At 57.7% G+C, this 14555-nt stretch carries 8 protein-coding genes and 1 pseudogene; 8 read left to right on the top strand and 1 reads right to left on the bottom strand.

Going from position 1 to position 14555, the window contains the following annotated elements; all coding sequences use genetic code 11:
• The first annotated feature begins 5 nt into the window (after positions 1-5).
• Together aceF and lpdA are read left to right on the top strand one after the other, a co-directional pair.
• Complete coding sequence (gene aceF / locus B9Z51_RS07955; protein WP_108373477.1) at positions 6-1655, top strand: dihydrolipoyllysine-residue acetyltransferase; 1650 nt, start codon at positions 6-8, stop codon at positions 1653-1655.
• A gap of 15 nt (positions 1656-1670) precedes the next feature.
• The gene (gene lpdA / locus B9Z51_RS07950) at positions 1671-3497 is read left to right on the top strand and encodes a dihydrolipoyl dehydrogenase (RefSeq protein ID WP_108373475.1); all 1827 of its coding nucleotides are present in this window, start codon (positions 1671-1673) and stop codon (positions 3495-3497) included.
• A 195-nt stretch (positions 3498-3692) separates the two neighbouring features.
• On the opposite strand, the gene B9Z51_RS07945 is transcribed toward lpdA, so the two are convergent.
• Positions 3693-4907, bottom strand: a complete 1215-nt coding sequence (locus B9Z51_RS07945) for an ATP-binding protein (protein ID WP_108373474.1) — start codon at positions 4905-4907, stop codon at positions 3693-3695.
• A 97-nt stretch (positions 4908-5004) separates the two neighbouring features.
• Between B9Z51_RS07945 and B9Z51_RS07940 the strand changes: the two are divergent.
• From B9Z51_RS07940 to B9Z51_RS07915, 6 genes and pseudogenes are all read left to right on the top strand, one after another.
• Positions 5005-5187: pseudogene (locus B9Z51_RS07940) on the top strand (hypothetical protein); the annotation flags it as partial.
• Between the two features lie 46 nt (positions 5188-5233).
• A complete protein-coding gene (locus B9Z51_RS07935; protein ID WP_108373472.1) occupies positions 5234-7582 on the top strand; it encodes a class I SAM-dependent DNA methyltransferase in 2349 nt (782 codons plus the stop codon).
• Positions 7579-8595 (top strand): YhcG family protein, encoded by a 1017-nt coding sequence (locus B9Z51_RS07930; protein ID WP_199227484.1) that lies wholly within the window; start codon positions 7579-7581, stop codon positions 8593-8595. Before B9Z51_RS07935 ends, B9Z51_RS07930 begins: the two co-directional genes overlap by 4 nt.
• Before the next feature lie 137 nt (positions 8596-8732).
• A complete protein-coding gene (locus B9Z51_RS07925) occupies positions 8733-9941 on the top strand; it encodes a restriction endonuclease subunit S (RefSeq protein ID WP_199227483.1) in 1209 nt (402 codons plus the stop codon).
• 76 nt (positions 9942-10017) lie between these two features.
• Positions 10018-11160, top strand: a complete 1143-nt coding sequence (locus B9Z51_RS07920; RefSeq protein ID WP_108373468.1) for an AAA family ATPase — start codon at positions 10018-10020, stop codon at positions 11158-11160.
• Between the two features lie 14 nt (positions 11161-11174).
• Complete coding sequence (locus B9Z51_RS07915; protein WP_108373466.1) at positions 11175-14447, top strand: type I restriction endonuclease subunit R; 3273 nt, start codon at positions 11175-11177, stop codon at positions 14445-14447.
• Positions 14448-14555 lie beyond the last annotated feature (108 nt).

Genomic DNA, 14555 nt, shown 5'->3' with positions numbered 1-14555 from the left:
CACACATGGCATTGGTAGAAGTACAAGTCCCGGACATCGGGGATTTTGATGAAGTGACCGTCATTGAGTTGATGGTCAAAGTGGGCGACACCGTGAAGGCCGAGCAATCGCTGATCACGGTCGAATCCGACAAAGCCTCGATGGAAATCCCGTCGAGCACGGCTGGCGTCGTCAAGGAAATGCGCGTCGCTTTGGGCGACAAGGTCAAGCAAGGCTCGATCGTGTTGGTGGTTGAAGCCGCTGGTGCGCCTGCAGCCCCAGCCCCAGCTGCTGCGCCCGCCGCTGCAGCGGCTGCACCCGCACCCGCTGCCGTGGCTGCTGCGCCTGTTGCTGCGGCATCTGGCCCCGTGCAAGTGTTTGTGCCCGACATTGGCGACTTCAAAGACGTGGTGGTCATCGAAGTCATGGTCAAGCCTGGCGACACCATCAAGGTCGAGCAATCGCTGATCACCGTGGAGTCCGACAAAGCCTCGATGGAAATCCCATCCTCGGCAGCGGGCCTGCTCAAAGAACTCAAAGTCAAAGTGGGCGACACCGTCAACATCGGCGACCTGCTGGCCGTGCTGGAAGGCATTGCGGCTGTGGCTGCGCCAGTGGTGACAGTGGCTGCAGCAGTTGCGGCTCCTGTGGCTTCGGCCCCGGCCGCCGCACAAGCCCCTGTGGCTGCCGCTGCCGCTGCGGTGGCAGCGCCCGCGCATGCCCCCGGCGGCAACACCGTGGGCTTGCCTCACGCGTCGCCTTCGGTGCGCAAGTTCGCCCGCGAACTGGGCGTGCCGCTCGACGAAGTCAAAGGCTCCGGCCTCAAGGGCCGCATCACGGCGGACGACATTCAAGCCTTCACCAAGGCCGTCATGTCGGGTGCTGCACAAACCAAAGCGCAGGCGGCCAAAGCCCCTGCATCTTCAGGTGGCGACGGCGCAGCCTTGGGCCTGATCCCATGGCCCAAGGTCGACTTTGCCAAATTCGGCCCCATCGAGCGCAAAGAGATGGGCCGCATCAAGAAGATCAGCGGTGCCAACTTGCTGCGCAACGCCATCATGATTCCGGCTGTCACCAACCACGACGATGCCGACATCACCGACCTCGAAGCCTTCCGCGTCTCGACCAACAAAGAGAACGAAAAGTCAGGCGTCAAAGTCACGATGCTGGCCTTCTTGATCAAGGCCTGCGTGGCCGCGCTCAAGAAATACCCCGAGTTCAACAGCTCGCTCGACGGCGATGCGCTGGTCTACAAAAACTACTGGCACATCGGCTTTGCCGCTGACACGCCCAATGGTTTGATGGTTCCCGTCATCCGCGATTGCGACAAAAAAGGCGTGCTGCAAATTAGCCAAGAAATGGGCGAATTGGCCAAGAAAGCCCGTGACGGCAAACTCGGCCCCGCAGAAATGACCGGCGCAACTTTCACCATCTCCAGCCTGGGCGGTATTGGTGGCAAGTACTTCACGCCCATCATCAACGCGCCAGAAGTGGCCATTTTGGGTGTGTGCAAGAGCACCATGGAACCCGTTTGGGACGGCAAGCAGTTTGTGCCCCGCCTGATGCTGCCTTTGTCGCTGACCTGGGATCACCGCGTCATCGACGGCGCCGCAGCGGCACGCTTCAACGCGTTCCTGGGTCAAATCCTCAGCGACTTCCGTCGCGTGTTGCTGTAAGCCCAAGGAACTGATATGGCAATGATTGATATCAAAGTTCCAGACATCGGCGACTTCGACGAAGTCGCCGTGATCGAGTTGCTGGTCAAACCCGGCGACACCGTCCGTGCAGAGCAATCGCTCATCACTGTGGAGTCCGACAAAGCGTCGATGGAAATTCCATCCTCACATGCGGGCGTGGTGAAAGAGTTGAAGATCAAGCTGGGCGACAAGGTCAAAGAAGGTTCGGTTGTGTTGGTGTTGGATGTAGAAGGTGCGGCTAGCGCTCCAGCTGCCCCTGCACCCGCAGCGGCTCCCGCTGCAGCAGCACCTGCCGCTCCAGCAGCCCCTGCACCCACAGCCTCATCCTTCGGCGGCTCTGCCGACATCGAGTGCGATGTGCTCGTCTTGGGCGGTGGCCCCGGTGGTTACTCGGCAGCATTCCGCGCGGCTGACCTCGGTTTGAACGTCGTCATCGTCGAGCGCTACGCCACCTTGGGCGGCGTGTGTTTGAACGTGGGTTGCATCCCGTCTAAAGCGCTGTTGCACGTCGCAGCCGTCATGGACGAAGTCAGCCACATGGCCGACTTGGGTGTGGACTTCGGTACACCCGCCGTCAACATCGACAAGCTGCGCGGCCACAAAGAAAAAGTCATTGGCAAGCTCACCGGCGGCTTGGCTGCCATGGCCAAGATGCGCAAGGTCACCACCGTGCGCGGCTTGGGCCAGTTCGTAGGTGCAAACCACCTCGAAGTGTCGGAGACCACTGGCACTGCACAAGAACAAAACGGCAGCAAAAAAGTGATCGCCTTCAAGAAGGCCATCATCGCTGCCGGTTCGCAAGCTGTGCGTTTGCCTTTCATGCCGAATGACCCACGCGTGGTCGACAGCACTGGCGCGTTGGAACTACAGAGTGTTCCTAAGCGCATGCTCATTTTGGGTGGCGGCATCATCGGCCTGGAAATGGGCACGGTTTACAGCACGTTGGGCGCACGCCTGGACGTGGTGGAAATGATGGACGGCCTCATGCAAGGCGCTGACCGCGACTTGGTCAAAGTCTGGCAAAAGATGAACGCCAAGCGCTTTGACAACATCATGCTCAAGACCAAGACCGTGTCCGCACGCGCCTTGCCCGAAGGCATCGAAGTCACGTTTGCACCCGCAGAAGAGGGCGGCACAGCCCCCGCGCCGCAGGTGTACGACCTGGTGTTGCAAGCTGTGGGCCGCACGCCCAATGGCAAAAAACTCGCCGCTGAAAAAGCCGGCGTGTCTGTGACCGACCGCGGCTTCATCAACGTCGACCTTCAGATGCGCACCAACGTGCCGCACATCTTCGCCATCGGCGACATCGTGGGCCAGCCCATGTTGGCGCACAAGGCGGTGCACGAAGCCCACGTGGCGGCCGAAGTCATTGCGGGTGAACTGCAAGGCAACAAAGAGTTGGCGGCGGCGGCGTTCAACGCCCGCGTCATCCCCAGCGTGGCCTACACCGATCCCGAAGTGGCCTGGGTGGGCTTGACTGAAGACCAAGCCAAAGCGCAAGGCATCAAGGTGAAAAAGGGCTTGTTCCCTTGGGCCGCCTCGGGCCGCGCCATTGCCAACGGCCGCGACGAAGGCGTGACCAAACTGCTGTTTGACGATTCCCCCGAGGCCCACGGCCACGGCAAGATCCTCGGCGGCGGCATGGTCGGCACGCACGCGGGCGACATGATCGGCGAGATCGCGCTGGCGATTGAGATGGGCGCAGACGCCGTGGACATCGGCAAAACGATCCACCCACACCCCACGCTGGGCGAAAGCATCGGCATGGCGGCAGAGGTGGCGCACGGTAGCTGCACGGATTTGCCGCCTGGCAAGAAGTAAACACTTCGCGCCTCAAAAGAAGAAGCCCGGACGGGAAGCTGTCCGGGCTTTTTTTTCTGTGAGCGTCTGGTAATCACCGCATTTCATGCGGTGATTAAGCGGCGTATTCGCCGCACCCATGATGTGCATTTTTAAAAATACGTCTCAAATTTTGAGTCGTATCGCACAAAACTCAGAGCAGCTAAGTTGATGCACTTAGCTCTGCAGCCACAAATCCAACGGCATGCCTCCTGTGCCAATGACCAGCGGTTGCGCTTGTTCAAACAGTTGCACAAATGCTGTCAAGCCGGAGACATTGCCCATGTTGTGGCCGCTTTTGACCTCCAGTGCTTGTAGCGTGGGGCCATCGCGCAGCACGTAGTCCACTTCTTTTTGGCCATTGTTCCAGTAGTGAATGACGGGGTGCCGGCTGCTGTGGGTCAGGTGCCGGGCCAGCAGCTCAGTGCCTACGGCGCTCTCGGCAAGACGGCCCCACACGTCGGGGCGCGCTTGCGCCGCTTGCAGTCCCACGCCTTGTGCTACCCAGTGGCAGCCCATCAGTGCGTTGTTGAACACTTGCAGCTTGGGGCTTGATGCACGTTGACGCACCACTTGGCCCATGTATTTGGGCAGGCCGCAGGCCATGCCCGCGCCTTCTAGCAGGTCGAGGTAGTGGGCGAGGGTGGTGGTGTTGCCCGCATCATCGAGCTGGCCCAGCATCTTTTGGTAGCTCAGAATTTGGCCGCTGTATACGCAGGCCAGGTCAAACACGCGGCGCAGCAGGGCGGGCTTTTGCACGGGGGCCATCAACAGCACATCTTTGCTGATGGTGGTTTCGATCAGGGCATCGCTCACATAAGCGGCCCAGCGGGTTTCATCGTGCACCAAGGGGGCTGCGCCGGGGTAGCCACCATAAAAGATGAACTGCTCCAAGCTAAAGCCAAAGGCGTCGCGCATTTCGGCAAAGCGCCAGTGGCCCAAGCGGCTGATTTCAAACCGCCCGGCCATGCTTTCGCTCAAGCCCCGAGCAATCAACAACGGGGCAGAGCCGAGGATGACCACGCGCACATCGCGGCCAGCGGCGGTGTCTTCGTCCCACAGGCGTTTGACTTCTTCCGTCCAGTTGGACACTTTTTGAATTTCGTCCAGAACCAAAACACAACTGCCTGCTTGGGCGGCCAGTGCACGGGCCACTTGCCATTGGGTGCTTAACCACACTTTGCCTTGCAAACCGGGGCCATCGGCACTGGCGCTGTGTTGTGCTAATGGGGTGTTGGTTTCGGATTTGGCATCAATCTGCAAGCGCTCCAGCGCTTGGCGTACCAGTGTTGTTTTGCCCACTTGGCGTGGACCAGCCACCACTTGGAGAAATCGGCGGGGTTCTTTGAGCCTTGCCACCAATGGGGCCAGTGATTCGCGTTCGATGGTCATTTTTCTTTGCTCAGTTCATTGAGTAATTTATCTCATTTTATTGAGTAAATTTAATTCCATCCATGCCCGTCAATGCGCCTCGAGCTAACAACCCTCAACTCACTCTTTTTTGGGCGGCGGCATGGTGGGCACACATGCGGGCGACATGATTGGCGAGATGGCTTTGGCCATCGGCAAAACCATCCACCCACACCCCACGCAGGGCGAAAGCATCGGCATGGCGGCTTTGTTCTTTGCAGGCCTGCGCATGGGTGGCCAATTCCCCCTCAACCCCGTGTAATACTTAGCCAGATAAGGTTGAAACTCCGACCCCTCGTTCGTAAAAAATGACCCAAGAAACCAACAACCTCGCGGCCGATCTGTGGGCGCTGGCCGACCTGCTGCGCGGTGACTTCAAACAGAGCCAATACGGCCGCGTCATCCTGCCCTTTGCCCTGCTGCGCCGTCTGGAATGTGTGTTGGAAAGCAGCAAGCCCGCCGTGCTGGTCGAAGCCGCCAAGGTGGAGAAGATGGCCATTGCCGAAGAGGCCAAGGAAAAGCTGCTCCTGCGCGCTACCGGAGGGCTGAGCTTTTTCAACACCTCGCCCATGGACCTGAGCACCCTGGGCGAGTCGGGCATCAAGGCCAATCTGGAGCGCTACATCCAGTGCTTTTCCAAAGACGCCCGCGAGATTTTTGACCACTTCAAGTTCGCCGAATTCATTGGCCTGCTGGGCGATGCCAACCTGCTCTACAAGGTGGTGCAAAAAGTCCGCACCATGAACTTGCACCCCAAAGCCGTTTCCAACTACGAGATGGGCTTGGTGTTTGAAGAGCTGATCCGCAAATTTGCCGAAAGCTCAAACGACACTGCGGGCGAACACTTCACACCACGTGACATCGTGCGCCTCACCACCTCGCTGGTGTTCATGGAAGACGACGAAGCCCTCACTAAGCCGGGCATCATCCGCACCATTTACGACCCGACAGCGGGCACCGGCGGCTTTCTGTCGGCGGGCATGGAGTATGTGCACGAGCTGAACCCCCAAGCCGTCATGCGCGCATTCGGTCAGGAGCTGAACCCCGAAAGTTACGCCATCTGCAAGGCAGACATGCTCATCAAAGGGCAGGATGTCAGCAACATCAAGCTCGGCAACACGCTCTCTAACGACCACCTCTACGCCAGCAAGTTCGACTACATGCTCTCCAACCCGCCGTTTGGCGTGGACTGGAAAAAGATCGAAGGCGACATTGCCGACGAACACACCCTCAAAGGCTTTGAGGGCCGCTTTGGCCCTGGCCTGCCGCGTGTGTCCGACGGCTCGCTGCTGTTTTTGCTGCACCTCATCAGCAAGATGCGCGATGTCACGGACGGCGGCTCAAACGGCGGCTCTCGCATCGGCATCATCCTCAATGGCTCGCCGCTGTTCACCGGCGGTGCAGGCTCGGGCGAATCCGAAATCCGCCGCCATATTCTTGAGAGTGATCTGCTCGAAGCCATCGTCGCACTGCCCACCGACATGTTCTACAACACGGGCATTGCCACTTATGTGTGGGTGCTGTCGAACAAAAAGCCCGCCGAGCGCAAAGGCAAGGTGCAGCTCATCAACGGCGTCAACCTCTGCGGCAAGATGCGCAAATCGCTGGGCAGCAAGCGCCATGTGATGGACGAGGCCGACATCGCCACCATCACCCGCTGCTTTGGCAAGTTTGAGGTGGTACAAGCGCAGGCGCTCGACAAACCGGCTGAAGTCAAAAGCAACCGTGGCCGCCAAGCGGCCAACCCCAAGCCCGAAGCCGTCAAAACCTTTGCCAGCAAAATTTTTGCCTCGCACGAGTTCGGCTACCGCCGCATCACCATCGAGCGGCCACTGCGTTTGTCGTGGCAGTTCAGCAATGAACGCATTGCCAACCTGCGCTTTGAGTCCGGCGCACTTGGCAGCGCCATGCAGTGGATCTACACCGAGTATGGTCAGGACCACTGGCAAGACGCGGCAGATTGCGAGCTTTACGGCCAGCTTGACGACTACGCCGTCGAAATCCGCGCTTACCTGAAAAGCCACTTTGCCGACCTCAAGGAAAAGCAGATCAAAGACCTGCTCGACGCCAGCACCTGGCTGGCACAAAAGGCCGTGCTGCTCAAGGCCCGCGCTCTGCAAGGCGAGATCGGCAATGCCCAGCACGACGACTTCAATGGCTATGACGAAGCCATCAAAACCGCAAGCAAGCGGGCAGGCCATGGTGACAAATTCGTGCTGGACGCCAAAGAGAAAAAGCAGATCGCCGATGCCGTGAGCTGGAAGAACCCCGCCGCCGAAAAGGTGGTCAAGAAAACGCACAAAGGCAAAGCGAACCCCCTGTACGGCCTGTTCGACGTGAACAAAGAAGTCATCGAATACCAAGCCGATGGCGAGCTGCGCGATTTTGAGAACGTGGCGCTAGACCCCAGCCGCCCTGTGAGCGAGAGCGTGGAGGCCTACTTCATCGCCGAAGTGCAGCCGCATGTGCCCGATGCGTGGATAGACGCCAGCAAGCGCGATGCCAAAGATGGCGAGATCGGCATCGTCGGTTATGAAATTCCCTTCAACCGCCACTTCTACCAATACCAGCCGCCACGCCCGCTGCAAGAAATTGACGCCGATCTGGATGCCGTGAGCGCCGAAATCATGGGGCTGCTGCGAGAGGTGCATTCGTGAGCGACTTGACCCCAACGACGAAGACCCCCGACTTCGCCGAAATCACCCAACTCATCGAAAGTGCCCGCCAGCGTGCCTACCAGGCAGTGAACATCGCGCTGATCGAGCTGTACTGGCAGGTCGGCGCCTATCTCAGTGCCAAGATCAAGGCCGCCGAATGGGGCGAGAGCATTGTCGAGCAGCTGGCGCAGCACATTGCTACGACCCAGCCCGGTTTGCGCGGTTTTTCTGCCAAAAACATCTGGCGAATGCGGCAGTTTTTTGAGGCCTACAGCGACAGTCCAATTCTCTCAGCGCTGCTGAGAGAATTACCCTGGACGCACAACCTCATCATCCTCAGCCGCAGCAAGCGCCCAGAAGAACGCGAGTTCTACCTCAAGATGGCGGCGCAGGAAAAATGGTCAAGCAGGGAGCTGGAGCGGCAGTTTGACGCCGCCCTTTTTGAGCGCGTTGTCCTCAGCCCGGCAAAAGTGTCACCACTGGTGACACAAACTCACCCCAACGCGGCCAGCGTGTTCAAAGACAGCTACTTGGTCGAATTTCTCGATCTGCCAGCCGCCCACCTGGAGAGCGACCTTCAACGCGGCCTGCTCGCGCAGCTCAGGCAGTTTCTGCTTGAACTCGGGCGCGACTTCTGTTTTGTTGGCAGCGAATACCCGTTGCAAGTGGGCAAGCAAGATTTCGCCCTCGACTTGTTGTTCTTCCACCGAGGCCTCAACTGCCTGGTGGCCATCGAACTCAAAACCAGCCGCTTCTCGCCCGAGCACCTGGGCCAGCTCAACTTCTATCTGGAAGCGCTGGACCGCGACCACAAAAAAACCCACGAAAACCCCGCCATCGGCCTGCTGCTGTGCGCCAGCAAAGACGACGAAGTGGTGGAGTACGCCCTGAGCCGCAGCCTGTCCCCAGCCCTCGTCGCCCTATACCAGACCCAGTTGCCCGACAAGAAACTGCTGCAGGCCAAATTGCATGAGTTTTATTTGGCGAACTTGGGCGATAGGGAGGCGGAATGAGTCGGTACAAGGCTTATCCGGAGTACCGGGATTCGGGCTTGCAATGGCTTGGAGAAATGCCGAGCCATTGGGTCTTACGAAAATCAAAGTACGTCTTCAATCGAGTTCAACGCGAAGTTCGTCTTGAGGATGGGGTTGTGACCGCTTTTCGCGACGGACAAGTAACTTTGCGATCAAACCGCAGGACGGAAGGCTTTACCGAATCCATCAAGGAAATTGGCTATCAAGGCGTTAGGAAAGGCGACTTGTTAGTACATGCCATGGATGGCTTTGCTGGCGCCATTGGCGTTAGTGACTCTGATGGGAAATGTTCGCCAGTCTGTTCTGTCTGCGTGCCAACAGATCCAGAACAAATCCATGTCGCTTACTTTGGTTATCTTGTTCGTCAACTGGCTGTGACAGATTTCATTTCATCCCTTGCGAAAGGAATTAGGGAGCGATCAACAGAGTTTCGCTACAGTGAATTTTCTGTCTTAGATTTAGCTTTGCCGCCTCAAAATGAGCAGGCAAACATTGCTGCTTTCCTCGACCAAGAAACGGCGAAGATTGATGCCTTGATCGAGAAGCAGCAGCGGCTGATTGAGTTGCTCAAGGAAAAGCGCCAAGCCGTCATCAGCCACGCCGTCACCAAAGGCCTCAACCCCAACACCCCGATGAAAGACTCCGGCGTGGAGTGGCTAGGTGAAGTGCCCGCGCATTGGGGAGCAACTTACCTCAAATATGCCACTTCAATGATTGTTGATTGCCCACACGAAACTCCTGTGTATTCAGACGACGGAGAGTATCTAGTCATACGAACTGCTGACCTTAATGAAGGCCATTTGGACTCTTCAAAAATGTATCGCGTTCAGGATGATGAATACATTCGGAGAGTGCGTCGTGCAGATTTGATGTGTAGCGATATTGTTTATGGACGAGAAGGGGAGCGATGGGGGCATGCGGGTCTAGTTCCAGAAGACTCTCGATACTGTCTCGGGCAACGCATGATGCAATTTCGTGTTGGCCCAGATTTTTCTCCAGACTTTCTTATGTGGTTACTCAATAGCGACAATGTTTATAAGCAGGGGCAACTTGATACTGTTGGCGCTACGTCTCCTCATGTCAATGTATCGACAATCCGAAACTTTTCATTGACGAAACCTCCATTGATTGAGCAGAAAGAGATTGGTCGCTTCTTGAGCGAAAAGTCACGCCGTTTTGATGAACTTATTGATAAGGCAGTTAAGACGATTTCGCTACTCCAAGAACGCCGCACTGCCCTGATCTCCGCCGCCGTCACCGGCAAGATCGACGTGCGCGATTGGCAAGCCGTCGCTGTTCAAGAGGGTGTCGGCGTCGAATCTTGAGCCAACTTATTCCGACTTATGTCGAAAACCATAAGTTATACTTTTTCCCATAAGTTGCCATAAGTCGGAGTCCAAGATGAGTGCGATAAAGCCGTTTACCTTTCACCGCCCAGCTCTGGCGGAGAGTTATTGCGAAAGCCTTGGGGGCCACGGCTTGGCGGACAGTCGCTCCGGCTTGTTCCTGGCCGCGCCAAGACGCACGGGAAAAAGCACTTTCTTGCGTGAAGACATGTTGCCCGCCATGCAAAAGCGAGGCTGGACCACGATCTATGTGGACTTGTGGGCGGACAAATCCAAAGACCCGGCTTTACTCATTACCAGCGCCGTCAAAGCAAAAATTGGTACTTTTGCGGGTGTCATCGCCAAGATGGCCAAGTCGACCGGGCTGGAAAAAGTGAACGTGTTCGGTGCCCTGAGCCTCAACCTCGATTCGCTAGAACTGCCAACGGGACTGACGCTGGCGGATGCTCTGGAGGCGTTGGTTGAAGCCGGAAAGGCGCCAGTCGCCATCGTCATTGACGAAGCACAGCATGCGCTCTCTACCCAGGCTGGCGTGGATGCCATGTTTGCCCTCAAGGCAGCACGCGATCACTTGAACCAAGGCAGTGGGCAGCAAGGCCTGTTTATTGTTTTAACGGGTTCCAACCGTGACAAGCTGGCCCACTTGGTGTTGAAACGCACCCAGCCTTTTTTTGGCTCGCAAGTGACGCGGTTCCCCTTGCTGACCAAGGACTTTACCGACGCTTATACGGACTTCGTGAACCCCTTGCTGGCCAATGACAACCAGTTCCGTCACGAGGATATGTTTGAGGCCTTCAAGTTGGTTGGACATCGCCCTGAGATGCTGCGCAGCATCGTCGGCGAGATTGCCTTGGATGCCGGCGCGGACCACCTTGGCGAAGCGCTGAAGAATGGTGCGGAAGAAATCAAGGAAAGAATGTGGGGAGCGATGGAGAGCGAGTTCGCCGGTTTGCCCGACATTCAGCGGGCGGTGCTGGAGACGATCATCGATCAGGGCAAAAATTACGTTCCTTTCTCCGAGGCGTCGATGCGCGCTTATGCCAACTTGGTGCAGCAAGAAAAAGTATCGGTTCCATCGGTTCAGGCTGCGCTGGACACATTGCGTGAAAAGGGGTTGGTCTGGCGTGCCGCCTACGGTGACTATGCACTTGAGGACGAAAGCATGGCCGGTTGGTACAAAACCAAAATGCAAGGCTAAAGACAAGGATAAGTATGAGCGACCAAGCCACCGAACGCATCTTTCAAGACGACATCATTCGCCAGCTGCTGGCGAACGGCTGGTTGCTCGGCTCGCCGGACAAGTACAACCGCGAGCTGGCCTTGTACCCCGAGGATGCGCTGGGTTTTGTGCAGGAAACGCAAGACGCGCAGTGGCAAAAGTTTTGTGCCAACCACCCCAAGGATGCGGAGCAGAAGTTTTTGCAACTGGTTGCCGCACAACTGGGCAAGGCCGACCCCAATGCCACGCACAAAGACAGCCGCACTTTTGGCACGCTGGGGGTGCTGCGCCACGAGCTGCGCGACCGCAATGCGCGTTTGTCGCTGTGCCAGTTCAAGCCCGAGCACGACCTGAACCCGGACACGCTGGCCCGCTACGCCAAAAACCGCCTGCGTGTGGTGCCAGAGCTGGTGTACAGCCCGTGGACGACGGATGCTCACCTGCTGGAGACGGGAAACACTGACGCAAAAAAGGCCAAGGCGTGGCGCATTGACCTGGTGCTGTTTGTGAATGGCGTGCCGGTGGCCACGTTGGAGCTGAAAAGCGAATTCAAGCAGGCGGTGGAACGCGCCATTCGGCAATACAAGACCACGCGCCTGCCTGTCGACCCGGAGGCCAAGAAAGCCGAGCCGCTGCTGACCTTCAAGCGCGGTGCACTGGTGCACTTTGCAGTCAGCCAGTACGAGGTGCACATGGCCACGCGCTTGGAGGGGGAGGGCACCTACTTTCTGCCCTTTAACAAAGGCACACACGATGGCGGCGCGGGCAATAGTGTGCCGTACGACATCAACCGCTACGCCACGGATTACCTGTGGAACGAGGTGCTGCTGCCGGACAACCTGCTCAACATCTTGGCCCGCTTTGTGCACTTGCAGATTGAGGACAAAGAAGACTGGGAAGGCCGCAAGTACAAGAAGGAAAGCATGATCTTCCCGCGCTACCACCAGTGGGACGTGGTGGGCCAGCTGCTGGCGGCGGCGCGCAGCGAGGGGCCGGGGCAGATGTACCTGATTCAGCACAGCGCGGGCTCGGGCAAGTCCAACTCGATTGCCTGGGTGGCGCATCAGCTCTCGTCGCTCTACAAGGCCGATGGCAAGAAGCAGTTTGACTCGGTGATTGTGGTGACCGACCGCACCGTGCTGGACGCGCAGTTGCAAGACACGATCTACCAGTTTGAGCACACCGATGGCGTGGTGGGGCGCATCAACAACAAGGAAGGCGACGGCTCCAAGTCCGAGAAGCTGGCCGCAGCCCTGGAGTCGGCCCAGCCCATCATCATCGTCACCATCCAGACCTTCCCCCATGTGTTGAAGGCGATTGAAAACAGCGTGAGCCTGAAGGACCGCTGCTACGCCATCATTGCCGACGAGGCGCATTCGTCGCAAAGCGGCTCCACGGCGCGGCAGCTCAAAGAAGTGCTGATGAAGGAAGCACGGGACGACGCCGAAGAGCTGGACAGCGACGACATCATCGCCGCCACGGTGGCTGCGCGCCGCGCATCGGGCAACCTGAGCTACTTTGCTTTTACCGCCACGCCCAAGCCCAAGACGCTGGAACTGTTTGGCCGCGTGCCGCGCCCGGACGAAGTGCCCTCAGCCACCAACAAACCAGCGGCGTTTCATGTGTACAGCATGCGCCAGGCGATTGAGGAGGGCTTCATCCTCGATGTGCTGAAGAACTACACCAACTACAAGGTGGCCTACAAGCTGGCCCTGAAGGTGCAAGGTGCCGACACGGAAGTGGAAAGCAAGCGGGCCAAGGTGAAGCTGAACCAATGGGTGCGCCTGCACGACCACAACATTGCCCAGAAGGTGATGGTGATCGTGGAGCACTTCAAGGACAACGTGATGGGCTTGTTGGGTGGGCAAGCCAAGGCCATGGTGGTCACCAGCTCGCGTAAAGAGGCGGTGCGCTACAAGCAGTGTTTTGACAAGTACATCGCGGAAAAGGGATACCAGAAGATTCGCGCCATGGTGGCGTTTTCGGGTGAGGTGGAGTTCACCGACAAAGACCCGAACGTGGCGGGCCTGACCGGCGAGAAGTTCACCGAAAGCAATATGAACCCGAACCTCAAGGGCCGCGACATGCGCAAGGCTTTTGATTCGGACGACTATCAGGTGATGATCGTCGCCAACAAGTTCCAGACGGGCTTTGACCAGCCCAAGCTGTGTGCCATGTATGTGGACAAGAAGCTGGCGGGGGTGGAGTGTGTGCAAACGCTGTCGCGCCTGAACCGCACCTACCCCAACAAGGCCGAGACGGGCACCTATGTGCTGGACTTCTTCAATGACCCGGATGAGATTCTGGAGGCGTTTCAGCCTTACTTTCAGACCGCTGAGCTGTTGGATGTATCCGACCCGAACCTGATCTTTACGCTGCAGGACAAGCTGCGTGCCGGTGGCATTTTTACTTGGCAGGAAGTGGAGCAGTTCTGCGCCGCGTTTTATGTGAAGAACAAGAGCAACGCTGCGATTGCCAACATCTGCAAACCAGCGGTGCAACGCTGGCAGCTGCGCTACAAATCGGCAGTGGAGGCTTTCAAGATGGCCAAGGAGATGTTTGAGCGCACGCAGAAAACCGGCGATGCGGTGCTGATTGCGAACGCCGAGAAAAGCCTGAAGGAATGCCAGAAGGAAAAAGACGCGCTCGAAATCTTCAAGAAAGACCTGGGCACCTTTGTGCGCTTTTATGAGTTCATGTCGCAGATCGTGGATTACGACGACGCCGGTCTGGAAAAGCTCAGCCTGTACGCCCGCAACCTGCGGCCCATGTTGCGCGAAACCTTGCTCGATGTTGACGACATTGACCTGGGCAACGTGGTGCTCAGCCACTACCGTGTGGCCAAGATACGACAGCAGGATTTGGTACTTCAAGAAAATAGCGAGAACCACAAGCTGGTGCCGGGCGAAGGCCTGGGTACGGCCAAGCCGCAGGACAAGAAGGAAGAGTTTTTGTCGCTGATCATCAACCGCCTGAACGAGGTGTTCGTCACCGACCAGCTCACCGACAAGGACATGGTGAACTACGCCTACACGATCCGCGACAAGGTGGGTGAGAACATCAAGGTGATGAAGCAGATCGAGAACAACTCGCCCGAGCAGGCCCTGCTGGGTGACTTCTCGAAGGCCATTGACGACGCCATCCTCGACAGCAGCGAAGCCCACCAGAACCAGATGATGCAGCTACTGGCCGACCCGAGCAAAGCCGCAAACTTTGCGCGGATTGTGTTTGATCTGCTGGTGCAGGGGCAAGCTGGGAACCGTTGAAGACAGTGAAGGCTTAACTGGCCTTTGTGGCCCAGGGCAAAGGGTAGTCCAACACGTCACAAAAATTCAAATTTGTGGTGAGCTGGGTTTTTTGGGGCCAAATTCAGA

It is taken from the genome of Limnohabitans sp. T6-5, assembly GCF_003063315.1.
GTDB lineage: Bacteria > Pseudomonadota > Gammaproteobacteria > Burkholderiales > Burkholderiaceae_C > Limnohabitans_A.
Note: the sequence above shows the minus strand (reverse complement) of the source record. Positions and strands in the feature narration are given on the sequence as shown.